We start from the raw sequence: 17,033 nt of genomic DNA, 5'->3' as shown, positions 1-17,033 counted from the left end.
TCAGGCGGTCCGCAGCGCCGCGCGCAGCCTCCGCGTCGCGCCCTCGATATCGTCGCCGCCGAACATCGCCCCGATCGCCGCGATGCCGTCCGCGCCTGCCGCCATCGCCGAGGCCGCATTCTGCGCCGTGATGCCGGCGATCGCGCCGATCGGCAGGTCGCCCAAAGCCCTGCGTGCCGCCTCGCGCAGGGCGCGGTAGCCGGCGAGGCCGAGCGGGGCGGCGGCGTTGTCCTTGTGCGCGGTCGGGAAGACGCCGCCGATGCAGGCGTAGTCGATGCGGGCAGAGGCGAGATAGGGCAGTTCGCGCTCGTGCTTCAGCGTCGCGCCGATGATCGCGGCCTCGCCGAGCAGCCGGCGAGCGTCGGCAAGCTCCATGTCGTCGGCGCCGAGATGGACGCCTTCGGCGCCGGCGGCGAGCGCGACGTCGATCCGGTCGTTGACCAGCAGCGGCACAGCCGTTCCGGCGAGCGCCGCATGGATCGCCTTCGCCTCGCGCACCATCTCGCGCGTCGAGGCCTGCTTGGCGCGGTACTGAAGCAGCGTCGCGCCGCCTCTCGCCGCCGCCGCCGCGAGCTCCGCCAGCGAGCGGCCGCGCGCGATCTGCGGATCGACGATGCCGTAGAGCAGGATGTCGACGCTCATGACCTGCTTCCGGCCTGCATCCGCGCGCGCAGCACCGCCTCGTCGATCGCCGCCACCGCGTCGATCAGCTCCCATTCGAACGAGCCCGGCCCCCGGCAGCGTTCGGCCGCGATCTCGCCGGCGATGCCGTAAGCGGTCAGCGCCGCGGCCGAGGCGATGGAGAAATTGCTCTCGACCGCGCAGCAGGCCGCGATCAGCGCGCCGGCGGCGCAGCCGACGCCGGTCACCTTCGTCATCAGAGAATGGCCATGGGCGACCGAGAATGCGCCGCCCGCGCCGCTGACGCGGTCGACCTTGCCCGTCGTGACCAGCGTCAGGTTGCGGTCGGCCGCCGCCGCGATCGCAGGCGCGATCGCCGCCATCTCCGTCGCGTTGCCGCGCACGACGGTGTCCTTCAGCCGCAGCGCCTCGCGCGCCACATGCTGGCGCAAAGGCGACAGCTCGACGAAGACCGGATCGAAGACCAGCGGCTTGGCCTTGTCGCGCGCCGTCTCCAGCAGCTTGGGGATGGCAAGCTCGCTCTCGGCGTTGATCGTGCCGATATTGATCAGGATCGCGCCGGCCCCGTCGGCCATCGCCGCGACCTCGTCGACATGGATCGCCATCGACGGGATCGCCCCGAAGGCGAGCAGCATGTTCGCGGTGATGTTCTGCGCCACCGTGTTGGTCAGGCATTGCACGCGCGGGCGGATGTCCGCCACGCGCGCCAGAACGCCTGCGACGCGTGCGGCGTCGAGACGTTCCGCGGCCAAAATCCTGCTCATTCCGCCGCCGGCAGATAGATCCGCGCGCCCTTGTCCAGGAACTCCCTGGACTTGGCGGCCATGCCCTCCAATGCGGCGCGCTCGTTGTCGCCCATCGCCAGCACCTCGGCGCGCAGATCCTGCGTGATCTTCATCGAGCAGAACTTTGGCCCGCACATCGAGCAGAAATGCGCGACCTTGTGGACGTCCTTGGGCAGCGTCTCGTCGTGGAAGCTACGCGCCGTGTCGGGATCGAGCGCCAGGTTGAACTGGTCCTCCCAGCGGAAATCGAAGCGAGCGCGGCTGACCGCGTCGTCCCTGAGCTTCGCCGCCGGATGGCCCTTGGCGAGGTCGGCGGCATGAGCCGCGATCCGGTAGGTGATGACGCCGGTCTTGACGTCGTCGCGGTCGGGCAGGCCGAGATGTTCCTTGGGCGTGACGTAGCAGAGCATGGCGCAGCCATACCAGCCGATCATCGCCGCCCCGATGCCGGAGGTGATGTGGTCGTAGCCCGGCGCGATGTCGGTCGTCAGCGGCCCGAGCGTGTAGAACGGCGCCTCGCCGCATTCGCGCAGCTGCTTGTCCATGTTCTCCTTGATCTTGTGCATCGGCACGTGGCCGGGGCCCTCGATCATCACCTGGCAGCCGCGATCCCAGGCGACCTTGGTGAGCTCACCCAGCGTCTCCAGCTCGGCGAACTGGGCCCGGTCGTTGGCGTCGGCGATCGAGCCGGGACGCAGGCCGTCGCCGAGCGAGAAGGAGACGTCGTATTTCCGCATCAGGTCGCAGATCTCGTCGAAACGCTCGTAGAGGAAGCTCTCCTTGTGATGCGCCAGGCACCAGCGCGCCATGATCGAGCCGCCGCGCGAGACGATGCCGGTGACGCGCGAGGCGGTCAGCGGCACATAGGGCAGCCGCACGCCGGCATGGATGGTGAAGTAGTCGACGCCCTGCTCGGCCTGCTCGATCAGCGTGTCCTTGAACACCTCCCAGTCGAGCTTGATCGGATCGCCGCCGACCTTCTCCAGCGCCTGGTAGATCGGCACGGTGCCGATCGGCACCGGCGAGTTGCGCAGGATCCAGGAGCGGATGTTGTGGATGTTGCGGCCGGTCGACAGGTCCATCACCGTGTCGGCGCCCCACCGGATCGCCCAGACCAGCTTCTCGACCTCCTCGGCCGCGCCGGAGGTGACGGCGGAGTTGCCGATATTGGCGTTGATCTTGACCAGGAAGTTGCGGCCGATCGCCATCGGCTCCAACTCGGGATGGTTGATGTTGGCGGGAATGATCGCCCGTCCGCGCGCGATCTCGGAGCGCACGAACTCCGGCGTGACGAATTCGGGCACCGATGCGCCGAAGCTCTCGCCGTCGGCATGACGCTCCTTCGCGCCCTCCAGCATGGCGGCGCGGCCGAGATTCTCGCGATGCGCGACATAGATCATCTCGGGCGTGACGATGCCGGCGCGGGCGAACTCGAACTGCGTCGCCATCCGGCCGTTCTTCGCGGTCAGCACAGGGCGCCGCGCAGGGCAGGCCGGCACCAGCGCCTCGGCCGAGATGTTGCCGTTGTCGGCGGCGGTGACCGCACGGCCGGGGATGGCGTCGAAGCCGCGGGCGTCGAGCCAGGCGCGGCGGATCTGCGGCAGGCCCTGGTTCAGGTCGATCCGAACGTCGGTTTCGGTGAAGGGGCCCGACGGATCGTAGATGCGCACCGCCGGCTCGGAATCGGTCGTGAGCCGCACCTCGCGGAACGGCACGCGGATCGAGGCGTCCTCCGGCGTCGGCACATAGATCTTGCGCGAGCCGATGATCGGGCCGGTGGTGACCGACCGCGGCGCGGCCTTGACGCCGTTCTTCGGCGTTTTCGTGTGGGCGTTCATGGGATCTCCTCCTTGGTCCAAGGTCCAGGAGATCCGGCGTCGAAGCGGTTCGTCGCTGTCTGCGGCAAGGCTACAAGCCGCGTTCCAGTCCCTCCGCCGGTATGACCCGGATCAGGTTCGACGGGTTCGGCTCATCGCCATCTCAGCTCTTGCGAGCACCCCTCGGAACGAGGCGCAGGTTAGGCGCGATGGCCTGCATGCGCAACCGGCAAAGGACATGGCTGCCCCGCGCATGCGGTCCCGGCAGGCGCATCGCGGGCTGCGCCGGCGTGACGCCACCCCGAGTTTGTGCCACATGGCGCCATCGGATTGTCGGAGACGGACATGGCCTGGGGATCGCGCGACTACATGGCGCCGGGGCGCTCGCTCGTGGTGGGCGATCGCGGCATCGCCGCGACCTCGCATCCGGCGGCGACGCTGGCCGCCGTCGACATCCTGCGGGCGGGCGGCAATGCGGTCGACGCGGCGATCGCGGCGGTCGCGGTGCAATGCGTCGTCGATCCGCTGATGACCGGCGTCGGCGGCGACTGTTTCGCGCTCTACGCGCCCGCTTCCGGCAAGCCCGTCGCCATCAACGGCTCGGGCCGCGCCCCGGCCAAGGCCGAACTCGGCTGGTTCAAGGCGCGGGGGCTGGAGACGATCGGGCTCGAATCGCCCCATGCCGTCACCGTGCCGGGCGCGATCGACGCGTGGTGCCGGCTCTCCGCCGATCATGGCCGCAAAGGGCTGGACGAGGTGCTCCAGCCCGCGATCCGCGCCGCCGAGGAGGGGTTCGTGGTGACGCCGCGCGTCGCCTTCGACTGGGGCCGCAACGGCGCGCGCATCCTGCGTCAGGGCGCGGGCGCGCCGGTCTACATGCCCGGCGGCGTCGCGCCGGGCGTCGGCGCGAAGATGACGCATCCGGCTCTGGCTGAGACGCTGCGCCGCGTCGCGAAGGAGGGCCGCGCCGCCTTCTACGAGGGCGCGGTCGCCGACGAGATCGCCGCCACGCTGAAGGCGCTGGGCGGGCTGATGGAGCCCGAGGATCTGGCGAGGACGAAATCGGATTATGGCGACCCGATCGGGACCGACTATCGCGGCCATCGCCTCGTCGAGTGCCCGCCCAACGGGCAGGGCGTCGCGGCGCTCCTGATCGCGCGCATCCTCTCGGGCTTCGACCTGAGTGACGCGACGCTGAGCGAGGCCGACCGCATCCACCTGCTCGCCGAGGCGAGCAGGGCGGCCTATCGCCGGCGCGACGCGCTGGTCGCCGACCCGGCCTTCAGCCCGTTCGATGTCGAGGCGCTGCTCTCGGACGAGATGGTGGCGGCGCTGCGAGCCAGGATCAGCCTGAATCAGGCGAGCGAGGCCTCCGCCTTCGACATGCCGGTGCATCGCGACACGGTCTATCTCTGCGTCGCCGATCGCGACGGCAACATGGTCTCCTTCATCAACTCGCTCTTCCACGCCTTCGGCAGCGGCATCTACGCGCCGAAATCGGGCGTGCTGCTGCAGAATCGCGGCACGGGCTTCCGCCTGATCGAGGGCCATCCGAACGCCATCGCGCCGGGCAAGCGGCCGATGCACACCATCATTCCCGGCCTGATCGAGCGCGACGGCAAGCCGCTCATCGCTTTCGGCGTGATGGGCGGGCAGTATCAGGCGACCGGCCACGCGCAGTTCCTCTCGGGGCTCGTCGATCTCGGGCTCGACCTGCAGCAGGCCTCGGACCTTCCGCGCAGTTTCGCGGTCGATGGCGTGCTTCAGCTCGAAACCACCATCCCCAAGACCGTCGCCGACGATCTCGCCGGCCGGGGCCACGCGATCCAGTATCTCGATTCGCCGCTCGGCGGCTGCCAGGCGGTCCAGCTCGATCGCGCGCGCGGCGTGATGTACGGCGCCTCCGACCACCGCAAGGACGGCATGGCGCTGGCGGTGTGAGGCGGCTCCATCGTCATTGCTTCGCCGCGCTCGCGATGACGACAGGTGGAATGCCGTCACTTCAGGCCGTCAGGCGCTGACCAGCGCCGGCTTCGGCCCGAAATCCCGCCCCGTAATCGAGTCGAGCGGCGCCCTCGTATAAGGATGGCGCGCCGACCCGAAGACTTCGCCGATCGGCCCGGCCTCGACCACCTCGCCGTTCTTCATCGCCGCGACGAGGTCGCAAGAGGAAAATTTCATCGCGCGCGGGCTGCGACGGAGAATAAGCGAAAAGCCGTCTCTCCTGATGCGACAGAAGAGAAATTTATCCTTCGTCAGCGCTTCGGCGGGAGGCTCCTCATCCCCGTCTCACGGCCGCAGGCGCGATCCGGCCAGCGCCGCCAGCGCCAGCAGCCCGGCGATGCCGCCGAAGGCGATGGGCAGGCTCGTCGCCTGGGCGGCGAAACCGATCGCGGCGGGGCCGAGCAGGATGCCCGAATAGCCCAGCGTGGTGACCGCCGAGACGGCCTGGCTCTCCGGCATGACGCGCTGGCGGCCGGTCGCCGAATAGAGAACGGGCACGACATTGGAGCAGCCGACGCCGACCAGGGCATAGGCGAGCAGAACCAGCCGCCAGTCGCTCAGCAGCGTCGCCAGCACGAAGCCTGAGCCCGCGATCAGGCTGCCGAGCACGACGATGCGGCCTGCGCCGACACGTCTCACCATGCGATCGCCGAACAGCCGGCCGAGCGTCATCGTCGCGGCGAAGGCGGCATAGCCGAAGCCGGCCTGCGCCGGATCGACCCCGCGCACGCCGGTCAGGAAGACCGCGCTCCAGTCGAGCAGCGCGCCCTCGGCCAGGAACAGCACGAAGCAGAGCGCGCCGATCAGCAGCACGACGCCACGCGGCCAGGCGAAGCCGCTCCGCGAGCTTTCCCCGCCCTCGCTCAGGAAATGCCGCGCGCTCGAGAACAGCGCGAGCAAGGTCAGGCCGACGACGCCGAGCGCCGCCGCGAGCGGTGTCGCGCCGGCGAGCAGCATCAGGCTGACGCCGCCCGCGCCCGCGATGCCGCCGACGCTGAACAGGCCGTGGAAGCCCGACATCATCGGCCGCGCCGCCGCACGCTCGACGACGATCGCCTGGATGTTGATGGCGCAGTCGAGGCAGCCGATCCCCGCGCCGAAGACGAAAAGCGCGAGCGCCAGCGCAAGATGGTTCTCGACGATCACCAGCAGCGGAAAGGCGAGGCAGGCGAGAAGCGTGGTCGCGACGAGGATGCGCCGGCAGCCGAACCTTGCCGTCAGCGCGCCGGCCAGCGGCATCGCCAGCATCGAGCCGAGGCCGAGGCAGAGCAGCACGAGGCCGAGGCCCTGCGCATCGAGCCCGAGCCGCGCCTGCACGAAGGGCACGAGCGGCGCCCAGGCCGCGATCGCGAAGCCGGCGATGAAGAAGGCGACGCGGGTGGCGTGCTGCCGCGCCGTGCCGATCCTTGCTGGCGCGGGCGGGATAGGGCTTTGCATCGGGAACTCGGCTCCGGCGCTCGGGGCGGACCGAGAGGCCGCGACTGCTTGCTATGACGCAGGCCCCGATTCGTCTATGAGACGCATCCGCCCAGCGCTTGCGCCTCTCCGCCGGCCAGGATGTCGATCAGGCCATGACCGTCAGAACCATGCCGCAAGCCAAGCCGGCCGAGCCCAAGCCATCCAGACGCCCGACCCCAGCCGCCTTCCGCGCGGCGCTGGGGCAGTTCCCCACCGGCGTCGCCATCGTCACGGCGGCGGGGCCCGACAGGCTCGTCGGCATGACCGTCAATTCCTTCGCCTCGGTCTCGCTCGATCCGCCGCTCGTGCTCTGGAGCGTGGCGAAGGCGACGCCGAGCTTCGCGGCCTTCATGGCGGCGGAAGCCTATGCGGTGCATTTTCTCGGCGCCGGCCAGCGCGAGCTGGCGCTGCGTTTCGCCGGCAGCCGCAAGGCGGACAAGTTCGTCGGCCTCGCCCATGGCCCGGGCGTCACCGGCGCGCCGGTGCTGGCGGGCATCGAGCCGCTGCTCGAATGCCGCGTCTGGGCCCGTCACGATGGCGGCGACCATGTCATCCTGATCGGCGAGGTCGTCGCGATCAGATCGCGGCCGCACCGGCCGCTGCTGTTCCATGCCGGCGTGCTGCGCCCCGTCGACGAGGCCGGCCTCGGCTGACGCGCCGGATTTGCCCTGATGGCCGGCGAGAGGGCATGAGCATCATCACGGCGCGTCGCGCGCCATCGTCATGATCAGAACCGACGGCCCGAGCCCATGAGCAGTAGAACCGATCCCGCCGCGTCCCATCGCGACTTCGCCGGCTATCGCGGCAGGCCGCCCCATCCGCGCTGGCCGGGCGGCGCGAAGGTCGCGGTTTCCTTCGTGGTCAATTTCGAGGAGGGCGCGGAGTTCACCGTTTCCGGCGGGGACGGCCGCAACGAGGCGATCTACGAGGTCGACCACAGGCTGGACGGGCCCGATCCCTGCATCGAGAGCCATTTCGAATACGGCACCCGCGCCGGCTGGTGGCGGGTGATGGACGCGCTCGACGGCCATGGCGCGAAGGCGACGGTCAGCGCCTGCGGGCTCGCCGTGCTGCGCAATCCGGAGCTGGCGCGCGACGCCGTCGCGCGCGGCCACGAGGTCTCGGCCCATGGCTGGCGCTGGCAGAGCCATGCCGGCATGGCGGAGGACGAGGAGCGCGTCGCGATCGCCCGCACCGTCGCCGCCATCGCGGAGGTCGCCGGGCGGCGGCCCGTCGGCTGGCACACGCGCTCGGCGGCCTCGCCGAACACGCGCCGGCTGCTCGTCGAGGAGGGCGGCTTCCTCTACGACAGCGACGCCTACAACGACGACCTGCCCTATCGCGTCACGGTGGCCGGCAAGCGGCACCTCGTGATGCCCTATGCCTTCGACACCAACGACATGCATTTCTTCCACACCAACCGCTTCAGCGGCGCCGATTTCGCCGACTACGTGATCGGCGCCTTCGACTGGCTGGCGAAGGAGGGAGCGCATGCGCCGAGGATGCTCTCGATCGGCCTGCATTTGCGGATGATCGGTCGGCCGGGCCGGATGGCGGCGCTCGACCGAATCCTGGCTCATGTCGCGGGCTCGGGCGCGGCCTGGATCGCGCCGCGCGCCGAGATCGCGCGGCATTTCCTCGCGGCCTGCCCCGACGCCGAGCCAGGCCCGGGAGCGGGTTGAGATCCGCCTCAGCGCTGCAGCAGCTTCCTGCGCAGCGTGACCGCGCTGACGCCGAAGGCGGCTTCGAACTGCCGGTTGAAGCGCGTGAAGTTGGAGAAGCCCCAGCGCTGGCAGATCATGGCGATCCGTTCGCCCGGCTCGGCCTCGATATCGCACCGGGCGCGGTCGAGCCGGACGGAGCGCTCATATTCCGAGATCGAGGCGTCGAGGAACTTGCGGAAACCGTATTGCAGCGCCCGCAGGCTGACGCCCGAGACCCGCACCAGATCCTCCGAACTGAAGCCGGACTGCGCATGGGCGTGGATGTAGTCGACCGTCCGCTTGACGTGCTTGGGCGCGATCATGCCGGGAGCGCGTTGCAGGGCGTCCCGGTAGTTGTGCGGCAGCAGCTCCAGCACCATGTCCGCGACCAGCGCCGCGAGCCGCCTTCTGCTCTGCGGCGCATGGGTGAGCTCCGGCAGGATGTTGGCCTGCCCGAGGCCGGTCAGGAAGTCTCTGAGGGCGACGGCCGTGGGCTGCGCAAGATCGAGTTCGGGCGCGAATTCCAGCTTGCGCGTCACCGGCGTTCCGGTCAGCTCGAACAGCCGGCCGGTCAGCATGCTCTGATCGATGAAGATGCCGTAATTCTCCGACGAGGGCGACCGCTTCAGCGACCGCATCTGCTGCACGTCGAAGATCGCCGCGTTCCGGCCGGCGAAGGTGAGGGTGCGCCGGCCGAGGGTGATGTCGGTCGATCCCATGACCGGAAACAGCAGTTCCACCGCCTCGAAGCTCTCGCGCGCAATGATCTCGACAGGCTGCTCGAAGGCCGCGCAGGCGAAATTCACGCCTTCTATGATCCCTTTCATCGACGACAGCGCGATGCGCCCGGAGTGATTGCCGAGCGGCCGGATGCGCACGTCGATGCCGGCGTCGCGGAAATGTTCCGTCGCATCGGCGACGTCGTGGGTGGCGAAATGTCTTGGGTAGCGGGACTGTGTCGGCGCGGAAGATAGCTCGGGCGTCATGACGGACGCCTGCCGTAATCCTGGCGGGATCGACGCCCGGTCCGGAAATCCATGCTTCTGTGGCGACCGGGTCCGGTCGCCACATCGAACGCCGTCGCGACCATGTCGAAGACCCCCGAATTCCCACTCGTCGCGGCGAACGCCAATCGGTATGCCGCATGCTGTTGACACGGATATCAAGCGGCTGATCGGAAGACTACGTTCTTGAAATTGCCCGGTCGATAAAAAAATGTCTCCGGAGAAGTGAATTATTTTGGAGTTTGCGTAATTGATGAACCAGGATTGTCGGTCTGGTGAAGTAGGATTGCCGATCTGATGCCGATAAAATCCTCTGACAGTAAGAACAGTTGCACGCGACGCTCGGGCATTGCGGCGCCGGCGCGCTCTCGGCCCCATCTGCGAATGTCATGCAGACAAGGCGCGCGATCTCGGCTTTGATCATGACGATCCGGCGCAGCGGCCGGTCTGGTCGAGAGGGGAGATCGCATGAAGCGCCGCACATTCCTGAAGGCCGCCGCCGGCGCGGGCCTGGCCGGCCCCTCGCTCCTCGGTCTCGCCGCGGCCCAGACCGCGCGAAGCGTCCTGAAATTCGTGCCGCAGGCCAATCTCAGCGCGCTCGACCCGATCTGGACGACCGCGACCGTGACCAACAATCACGGCTATTACGTCTACGACACGCTCTACGGCATGGACATGGCGTTCAGGCCGCAGCCGCAGATGGCGGCCGGGCATGAGGTGCTGGATGGCGGCAAGGTCTGGCGGATCAGGCTGCGCGACGGCCTCGTCTTCCATGACGGCCAGGCCGTGCGCGCCGCCGACTGCGCCGCCAGCCTCAAGCGCTGGTGCCAGCGCGACAGCTATGGCCAGTTGCTGGGCAGGGTCACGGCCGGGATCGCCGCCCTCGATGACCTGACCTTCGAGCTCAGGCTGAGCCGCGCCTTCCCGACCCTTCTCGATGCGCTCGCCAAGGTCGACACGCCGCTCTTCATCATGCCCGAGCGGCTCGCCGCGACCGACGCCAACAAGCAGGTAGCGGAGATCACGGGCTCGGGGCCCTACCGCTTCGTCGCGGGCGAATACGTCTCCGGCAGCAAGGCGGTCTACGAGAAGTTCGCAGGTTACAGGCCCCGTCCGGAGCCGCCGAGTCGCAATGCCGGCGGCAAGGTCGCGCATTTCGATCGGATCGAGTGGCAGATCCTGCCCGACCCCGCGACCGCCGCGGCCGCCCTGATCAAAGGCGAGGTCGACTGGTGGGAGCGCCCGCTCGCCGATCTCCATCCGATGCTGGCGAAGAGCCCGGATATCGTGCGCGAGGCCACCGACACGTCCGGCCGCCTCGCGATCATGCGGCTGAACCACCTGCATCCGCCCTTCAACAATCCGAAGGTCCGGGCCGCCGTCCGCATGGCGGTGAAGCAGGAAGACTATATGCGCGCCACCCAGGGCGACGACACCTCGCTCTGGCAGAGCTGCCGCAGCCTCTGGCCGCGCGGCACGCCCTATTATTCCGGCGAGCAGGAGGATCTGATGCCCCAGAGTCTCGACAAGGCGAAGGCGGCGCTGGCGGCGTCCGGCTATGCCGGCGAGAGGGTCGTGATCATCAACCCGACCGACTTTCCCGATATCGGCCCGCTCGGTCAGGTCACCGGCGAACTGCTCCAGAGGCTCGGCATGAACGTGCAGATGGCCGACAGCGACTGGGGCACGGTGGTGCAGCGCCGCGGCAACCGCGAAAGCGTCGAGAAAGGCGGCTGGAGCATCTTCCACACGACCGGCCCGGCGAGCGGCTGGGGCAACCCTGCCTTGTCGCTGCTGGTGCGCGGACAGGGGGCCAAGGGCTGGTTCGGCTGGTGGGAGAGCGCCAGGGCCGAGGAACTGGCGGAAACCTGGCTCTATGCGGAGGACGACGCCGGTCGCAAGACGGCCGCCGTCGCCCTGGCGCGGCTGGCGCTTGAGGAGGTCGCGACCATCCCGCTGGGCCAGTTCGTCATCCGCACCGCCTGGCGCAAGAACCTCACCGGCATGCTGCCGGGCTCGGCTCCCTATCCCTGGGGCCTGCGCCGGGTCTGATCACGCGGCGACGGAACTGCCTGCTTGGCCGCCCGTCTGGCCGGCCTCCCAGCCGAGGATGGCGCGCTTGCGCGTCAGGCCCCAGTGATAGCCGGTCAGCGCGCCAGACTTGCCGATGACGCGGTGGCAGGGCACGACGAAGGAGATCGGGTTCTTGCCGACCGCCGCGCCGACCGCGCGGGAGGCGGTGGGCTTGCCGATATGGCTGGCGACATCGCCATAGGTGGTGGCGTGGCCGACCGGGATCTTGAGCAGCGTCTCCCAGACCCTGACCTCGAAATCCGTGCCGATCAGGACGACGCGCAGGGGCGTCTCGGCCTGCCAGGCGTTCGGATCGAAGATGCGCGCCGCGTAGGACGCGGTCGTCTGGGGGTCGAAGCGGTAATCGGCATGGGGCCAGCGCCGCATCATGTCGGCCAGCGCCTCCGCCCGGCCGCCGACGACCTTGCCGCCGTCTACGCTGGTCGAGACCCAGCCGAGCCCGGCGAGCCCGCGCGGCGTCGTCACGATCAGCGCTTCGCCGAAGGGCGAGGCATGGAAGCCGTATGACAGGACCAGCCCCTCGCCGCCAGCCTTCCACTCGCCCGGCGACATCGCCTCATGGGTCACGAAGAGATCGTGCAGCCGGCCCGGTCCCGAAAGCCCGACCTGGAGGCTGGCGTCGAGGACGCTGGCGGACGCGCCGAGCAGGCCCTTGGCATGGTCGAGCGTGATCGCCTGCAGGAAGGCCTTGGGGGTCAGCCCGCACCAGCGCCGGAACAGGTGATGGACGTCGGTCGGCGTCGCGCCGGCCGCCTCCGCGATCGCCTCGATCGAGGGCTGCTCGCGCCAGGTCTCGGTGATGAAGGCGAGCACGCGCCGGACGGTGTCGTAGTCGGAGCCGGGCGCGGTCGAGGGGAAATCGGCCTCCCGCGGCATCGCCTCGACCGCGCGCGCCAGCACGGCGTTGGAAAAGCGGGTCGGCGTCATGGCGTTGAGTTTCTGGATCGCGGCGGTCATGGCTCTATCGCACCTCGCATTGGATCTGATGATGCGAAACTAGGCGTCGCGGCAAGCCGTCTCCACCCGAAAGCTGGGAAGACGATACGGCCTGTCGTAGGCAGGCCCCACTTCACGCCGTCCCGAAATCGCCGCCCCGTCGCGCGCTGGCCAGCGCCGTCCCAAGCGCTTCGGCGAAACCCTCGCGTTCGTCGGGCGACAGCGCCGCAGCGACCGGGACGCTCTGCCCGCGCGAGACCAGTTTGAGATGAAGCAGCCCGTAATCCTCGTCGGTCTGGCGCTCCAGCTTCGTCCAGGCCGGGTTGAAGCGCCAGATCGCCTCGCGGCCATGATGCGAGACCTTTCGCAGCAGCACCTCGAGCGGCGTGACCACGATCCGCTCGAAGGCGCGGGCATGACGAAAATTGACGTGGAAGGCGATGAACAGCGCGATCGCGTCGAGGCCGAAGAAGCCCGCCACCGGCCAGGCGCCGAGCACCATGAACGGGATCGAGGCCGCGACGCTGATCAGGCAGACGAGCGTCATCACGGTGCGAAAGCCGTTCTGGCCGAGCGAACGGTGCGGCGTGATCGTCGCGTCGAAGACGGGCCGCTCCGCCATGGCGGCGGCGCTGGCGCTGGAGTCAGGCTTGCCGGAACTCATGGCGGCACTATAACGCCGCGATGAGGCAGGAGAACAGGGTGAAACGCCGCGCCACCGGGACGGTCCCGGCCGCCCGCATGGCCGGCGCCGTCCGTCCGCGCAAGCCAGGCGAGATCCGCGAGATCTTCCTGCGTTTCCAGGCCGCCGATCCCGAGCCCAAGGGCGAGCTCGAACACGTCAACCCGTTCACGCTCTTGGTCGCGGTCGTGCTCTCGGCGCAGGCGACCGACGCCGGGGTCAACAAGGCGACGCGCAAGCTCTTCGCGCTCGCCGACACGCCGCAGGCGATGCTGGCGCTGGGCGAGGAGCGGGTGCGCGAGCTCGTCAAGACCATCGGGCTGTTCCGCACCAAGGCGAAGAACGTGATCGCGCTCAGCGAAAAGCTGATCGCCGAATTCGGCGGGCGGGTCCCGACGACGCGGGCCGAGCTCGAGAGCCTGCCCGGCGTCGGCCGCAAGACGGCCAACGTCGTGCTCAACACGGCCTTCGGCGAAATCACCCACGCGGTCGACACCCATGTCTTCCGCGTCGCCAACCGGCTGCGCCTCGCGCCGGGCCGCAACGTGCTGCAGGTCGAGCTCGGACTGGAGAAGGCCGTGCCGGAGGAATTCGGCCGCCACGCCCATCACTGGCTGATCCTGCACGGCCGCTACACCTGCAAGGCGCTGCGGCCTGCCTGCCCCTCCTGCCTGCTCGCCGATCTCTGCGACTCGGCCGACAAGCGCGTCGCCTGACCTCCTATCGTGCTTGCCCGCGGCCATGGCGCATGGAAGATGGGCGGCCGGGACGAAGGAGACGCCATGCCCTCGACGATGCGCCACAGGGCGGGCCGAAACACGCTGGGCGAAGGGGGCGGGACGATGCGCGATGTCCTCGATCTCCAGGGCTATGTGCCCTATTTCCTCACCGCGATCTCCAACGCCTGGTCGCGCTCGTCCTCCCGGCTCTATCTCGAGCAGTTCGGCGTCGGCGTCACCGAATGGCGCGTGATCTCGCAGCTCGCGATCGAGCCCGCCATCGCGGCGCAGCGCATCTGCGAGGTGATCGGGCTCGACAAGGGCGCGGTCAGCCGCTCGGTCGCGGCCCTCGTCGCGGCCGGTCATGTCGCGGAAAACCCCGATGTCCGCGACGCCCGCCGTCAGGTGCTGGAACTGACGCCGAGCGGCTACGCCCTGCACGACCGGCTGATCGCGCTGGCGACGGCGCGCGAAAAGCTCATGCTCGCCGGTTTCTCCGACGATGAGCGGGCCGAACTCACCGGCTATCTGCGCCGGCTCCATGCCAGGCTGCCGGAACTCCGCGATTTCAGGCCGCCGCCCGGGGACGGCGCCTGATCCGCGTTCACCAGCGGCGGAAGCCGTAACCGAAGCCGAAGCCGCCATAGGGGCCGCCGAAATCGCGATAGGCCCAGGCCCTGCGGCTCGCCGCGCGGTCGAGGTCGATCTCCTGCATGCACTGCGCGAAGGCATCGGTTCCGGCGCGGAAGCCGTAGCCGCGACACTGCTCGGCGTCGAGCGCGCGCCGCTCTTCCAGCGTGATGCAGCCGCCGCCGAGCAGCGCCAGCCCCAGAACGGCGATCACCCGCATTTTCATGGCGTTTCGGCTCCTTCAGCTCGCGGCGCTCAGCGAAAGCCCAAATTAAGTCAAGATTCCGGACGGGCCGGATGGACCCGCGCCAGCATTTGGTAGAAATGATGATGCGTGTTGAGCAGGCCGGGCAGCACGACATGGCTCGATGCGTCGAAGCTCGCGTCGACGGGTCGCGCCGCCGGCGGGAACGAGTTCGGCGATGGCCGCGCCCTCGACGAAGATGCCGGGAGCGTTGCTGATCCTGAGACGCATGACCGATCCTGAAACGAGCCGCAAAAAGCCGCTCCCACAGGCCCGGCGCGGCGGCAAGGCCGGCCGCTGGCCTCAATCCCAGGGCAGGTCGACCTTGCAGCGATAGCCGACGAAGCAGCTCTGCGTGTCGCGGCTCGGCACGAAGGCGGGCTCCAGATAGTCGCCATGCTCGCAGAAGCTGCGGTCGCGCACGAAGCGGTCATAGGTGTAGCCGCCCGTTCCCAGCACGACCGCGCCGCTGGCCGCGACGCTCTGCCGGTTCGCGGCGCAACTGCGCTCGGGCGAGGAAGGGCGCGGCTGCGCCAGCGCCGGCTGCGCGGCGAGCAGGAGCAGGACTGTGAGGGCGATCCGGTTCATCGGCGTCTCCATCGTGGCATGCCTTCCAACACATCGAAGGCGCGCTCGTTCCCTTGACGCGGCCGCCCTCATCGGCCATCGCTCCCCCGTCATGCCCGGGCCTGTCCCGAGCATCCACGTCTTCATCTTGTCCGCGTCGCGAGACGTGGATGGCCGGCACGAGGCCGACCATGACGAGAAAGCCTGAGCCATGACGACGAATGCGGATCTGAGCCAGACCATCGACGCCGCCTGGGAGGCGCGCGCCGAGATCGGCGTCAACACCAAAGGCGCGGTGCGCGAGGCGGTCGAGACCGCGATCGAGCTGCTCGATTCAGGCCAGGCCCGCGTCGCCGGGAAGCAGGGCGCGGACTGGGTCGTGCATCAATGGCTGAAGAAGGCGGTGCTGCTCTCCTTCCGCCTGACCGACAACATGATCATCGCCAACGGCCCGGGCGACGCCGTGTTCTGGGACAAGGTGCCGTCGAAATTCGCCGGCTGGGGCGAGAACCGCTTCCGCGCCGCGGGCTTCCGCGTCGTGCCGCCGGCGGCGGCGCGCCGTGGCTCCTATCTGGCGCAGAACGTCGTGCTGATGCCGTCCTTCGTCAACATCGGCGCCTATGTCGATTCCGGCACGATGGTCGACACCTGGGCGACCGTCGGTTCCTGCGCCCAGATCGGCAAGAACGTGCATCTCTCGGGCGGCGTCGGCATCGGCGGCGTGCTCGAGCCGCTGCAGGCCAACCCGACCATCATCGAGGACAACTGCTTCATCGGCGCCCGCTCCGAGGTCGTCGAGGGCGTCATCGTCGGCGAGGGCTCGGTGCTCTCGATGGGCGTCTTCATCTCGGCCTCGACCAAGATCGTCGACCGCGCCACCGGCGCGGTCCATGTCGGCAAGGTGCCGCCCTATTCGGTGGTGGTGCCGGGCTCGCTGCCCGGAAAGCCGTTCTCGGACGGCACGCCCAGCCCCTCGCTCTCCTGCGCCGTCATCGTCAAGACGGTCGACGCGCAGACGCGATCGAAGACCGGGATCAACGAATTGCTGCGGGACTGATGCTCACAGCCTACAGCTGAGAACCGCGATCCATGGGATCGACGTGCCATCGACGATGCGGTCCCGTATATAGCCAGCCGATGTCAGAGGGAATGTTTTCTTATCCACATTGTCGATGATGTTGCCGCCGATCGTGGTCACGCGCTGAGGTGAAACGTCCACGATAATGTCGCCATGAGATGGATAGAAGCTGTCAGCTTCGTAGATTAGTCGCGCTTGAGCGTAGTCATATCTCTTGGCGTATTCGCGCCCACCGCAGAGAATGTCTCCTATCCGAGGCTTATACTCGGTAGTCAGTCGTGCAACATAACCGAAATCGTCCGAGGGATTCTCAGCGGCGATCATCTCTCTATTGATATAGTGGCAGTGTGCCTGAGTATAGAGGAAGCGAGGGCCGGCCTGTGATTTTTTGATGCAGTGAGAAACGAAGGCGGATGACCAAGCCGGGCGCTTGCCATTTACGACGGTTCGGCCGGTCAGGTTGTTGTTCCCGATACTGACCCAATATTCTTTAACGAATAGGTAGAAGTCTTTCGCGAAGCCTTCATCCTTACCTTGTGTTTCGCGTCCTGCACCTTCATCCCAGCGCTGATATTCGCTCCGACAATTCTCAGCTAGAGCATGCTTCATTTACACGGAAGCGTATCCTGCGTTTTTGAGGTAGTTTGCGCATTCGGTTGGTGAGACGAGG

At 68.4% G+C, this 17,033-nt stretch carries 18 protein-coding genes and 1 riboswitch; of the genes, 7 read left to right on the top strand and 11 right to left on the bottom strand.

The window, feature by feature from the left end; all coding sequences use genetic code 11:
- Genes thiE through thiC form a run of 3 tightly spaced genes read right to left on the bottom strand, consistent with a single transcriptional unit; the run spans position 1 to position 3,265 of the window.
- On the bottom strand, positions 1 to 642 hold the full coding sequence (gene thiE, locus AC1RRW_RS14040; RefSeq protein ID WP_492901387.1) for a thiamine phosphate synthase: 642 nt from the start codon (positions 640 to 642) through the stop codon (positions 1 to 3).
- Positions 639 to 1,394, bottom strand: coding sequence for a hydroxyethylthiazole kinase (locus AC1RRW_RS14035; protein WP_492901386.1), 756 nt, complete (start codon positions 1,392 to 1,394; stop codon positions 639 to 641). Before AC1RRW_RS14035 ends, thiE begins: the two co-directional genes overlap by 4 nt.
- An 8-nt stretch (positions 1,395 to 1,402) precedes the next feature.
- On the bottom strand, positions 1,403 to 3,265 hold the full coding sequence (gene thiC, locus AC1RRW_RS14030) for a phosphomethylpyrimidine synthase ThiC (RefSeq protein WP_492901385.1): 1,863 nt from the start codon (positions 3,263 to 3,265) through the stop codon (positions 1,403 to 1,405).
- A 70-nt stretch (positions 3,266 to 3,335) separates the two neighbouring features.
- Positions 3,336 to 3,438: riboswitch (TPP riboswitch) on the bottom strand.
- Positions 3,439 to 3,589: 151 nt separating this feature from the next.
- Between thiC and ggt the strand changes: the two genes are divergently transcribed.
- The gene (gene ggt, locus AC1RRW_RS14025; protein ID WP_492901384.1) at positions 3,590 to 5,185 is read left to right on the top strand and encodes a gamma-glutamyltransferase; all 1,596 of its coding nucleotides are present in this window, start codon (positions 3,590 to 3,592) and stop codon (positions 5,183 to 5,185) included.
- A 69-nt stretch (positions 5,186 to 5,254) separates the two neighbouring features.
- Here ggt and AC1RRW_RS14020 read toward each other — a convergent pair whose 3' ends face one another.
- On the bottom strand, positions 5,255 to 5,425 hold the full coding sequence (locus AC1RRW_RS14020; protein ID WP_492901383.1) for a hypothetical protein: 171 nt from the start codon (positions 5,423 to 5,425) through the stop codon (positions 5,255 to 5,257).
- Positions 5,426 to 5,533: 108 nt separating this feature from the next.
- Entirely contained in the window at positions 5,534 to 6,685 is a 1,152-nt protein-coding gene (locus AC1RRW_RS14015; protein ID WP_492901382.1) for an MFS transporter, read from the bottom strand.
- 134 nt (positions 6,686 to 6,819) lie between these two features.
- On the opposite strand from AC1RRW_RS14015, the gene AC1RRW_RS14010 reads away from it, so the two are divergent.
- Together AC1RRW_RS14010 and AC1RRW_RS14005 are read left to right on the top strand one after the other, a co-directional pair.
- Positions 6,820 to 7,359 carry a flavin reductase family protein gene (locus tag AC1RRW_RS14010; RefSeq protein WP_492901381.1) on the top strand — a complete coding sequence of 180 codons (540 nt, stop codon included), beginning with the start codon at positions 6,820 to 6,822 and terminating at the stop codon, positions 7,357 to 7,359.
- A 96-nt stretch (positions 7,360 to 7,455) separates the two neighbouring features.
- Positions 7,456 to 8,388, top strand: a complete 933-nt coding sequence (locus tag AC1RRW_RS14005) for a polysaccharide deacetylase family protein (RefSeq protein ID WP_492901380.1) — start codon at positions 7,456 to 7,458, stop codon at positions 8,386 to 8,388.
- Positions 8,389 to 8,396: 8 nt separating this feature from the next.
- On the opposite strand, the gene AC1RRW_RS14000 is transcribed toward AC1RRW_RS14005, so the two are convergent.
- Positions 8,397 to 9,395: an AraC family transcriptional regulator gene (locus AC1RRW_RS14000; RefSeq protein WP_492901379.1), complete on the bottom strand. Its 999-nt coding sequence runs from the start codon at positions 9,393 to 9,395 to the stop codon at positions 8,397 to 8,399.
- 486 nt (positions 9,396 to 9,881) lie between these two features.
- On the opposite strand from AC1RRW_RS14000, the gene AC1RRW_RS13995 reads away from it, so the two are divergent.
- On the top strand, positions 9,882 to 11,465 hold the full coding sequence (locus tag AC1RRW_RS13995) for an ABC transporter substrate-binding protein (protein ID WP_492901378.1): 1,584 nt from the start codon (positions 9,882 to 9,884) through the stop codon (positions 11,463 to 11,465).
- Here AC1RRW_RS13995 and AC1RRW_RS13990 read toward each other — a convergent pair whose 3' ends face one another.
- Complete coding sequence (locus AC1RRW_RS13990) at positions 11,466 to 12,383, bottom strand: methylated-DNA--[protein]-cysteine S-methyltransferase (RefSeq protein WP_492901583.1); 918 nt, start codon at positions 12,381 to 12,383, stop codon at positions 11,466 to 11,468. It abuts the gene before it with no gap.
- Positions 12,384 to 12,576: 193 nt separating this feature from the next.
- Entirely contained in the window at positions 12,577 to 13,107 is a 531-nt protein-coding gene (locus tag AC1RRW_RS13985; RefSeq protein WP_492901377.1) for a DUF2244 domain-containing protein, read from the bottom strand.
- 20 nt (positions 13,108 to 13,127) lie between these two features.
- Here AC1RRW_RS13985 and nth point away from each other — a divergent pair, with 20 nt between their 5' ends.
- Positions 13,128 to 13,841, top strand: coding sequence for an endonuclease III (nth, locus tag AC1RRW_RS13980; RefSeq protein WP_492901376.1), 714 nt, complete (start codon positions 13,128 to 13,130; stop codon positions 13,839 to 13,841).
- Positions 13,842 to 13,907: 66 nt separating this feature from the next.
- A complete protein-coding gene (locus AC1RRW_RS13975) occupies positions 13,908 to 14,441 on the top strand; it encodes a MarR family winged helix-turn-helix transcriptional regulator (protein WP_492901375.1) in 534 nt (177 codons plus the stop codon).
- Between the two features lie 7 nt (positions 14,442 to 14,448).
- Here AC1RRW_RS13975 and AC1RRW_RS13970 read toward each other — a convergent pair whose 3' ends face one another.
- Both AC1RRW_RS13970 and AC1RRW_RS13965 read right to left on the bottom strand, forming a co-directional pair.
- Complete coding sequence (locus tag AC1RRW_RS13970; RefSeq protein ID WP_492901374.1) at positions 14,449 to 14,700, bottom strand: hypothetical protein; 252 nt, start codon at positions 14,698 to 14,700, stop codon at positions 14,449 to 14,451.
- A gap of 321 nt (positions 14,701 to 15,021) precedes the next feature.
- On the bottom strand, positions 15,022 to 15,306 hold the full coding sequence (locus tag AC1RRW_RS13965; RefSeq protein WP_492901373.1) for a hypothetical protein: 285 nt from the start codon (positions 15,304 to 15,306) through the stop codon (positions 15,022 to 15,024).
- A 190-nt stretch (positions 15,307 to 15,496) separates the two neighbouring features.
- Between AC1RRW_RS13965 and dapD the strand changes: the two genes are divergently transcribed.
- On the top strand, positions 15,497 to 16,342 hold the full coding sequence (gene dapD, locus AC1RRW_RS13960) for a 2,3,4,5-tetrahydropyridine-2,6-dicarboxylate N-succinyltransferase (RefSeq protein WP_492901372.1): 846 nt from the start codon (positions 15,497 to 15,499) through the stop codon (positions 16,340 to 16,342).
- A gap of 3 nt (positions 16,343 to 16,345) precedes the next feature.
- On the opposite strand, the gene AC1RRW_RS13955 is transcribed toward dapD, so the two are convergent.
- Positions 16,346 to 16,972, bottom strand: a complete 627-nt coding sequence (locus AC1RRW_RS13955; protein WP_492901371.1) for a DUF2272 domain-containing protein — start codon at positions 16,970 to 16,972, stop codon at positions 16,346 to 16,348.
- Between the last annotated feature and the right edge of the window lie 61 nt (positions 16,973 to 17,033).

This window comes from Allobosea sp. GW821-FHT12C12 (assembly GCF_058807355.1).
This window is presented reverse-complemented; position numbering and strand designations above follow the sequence as displayed.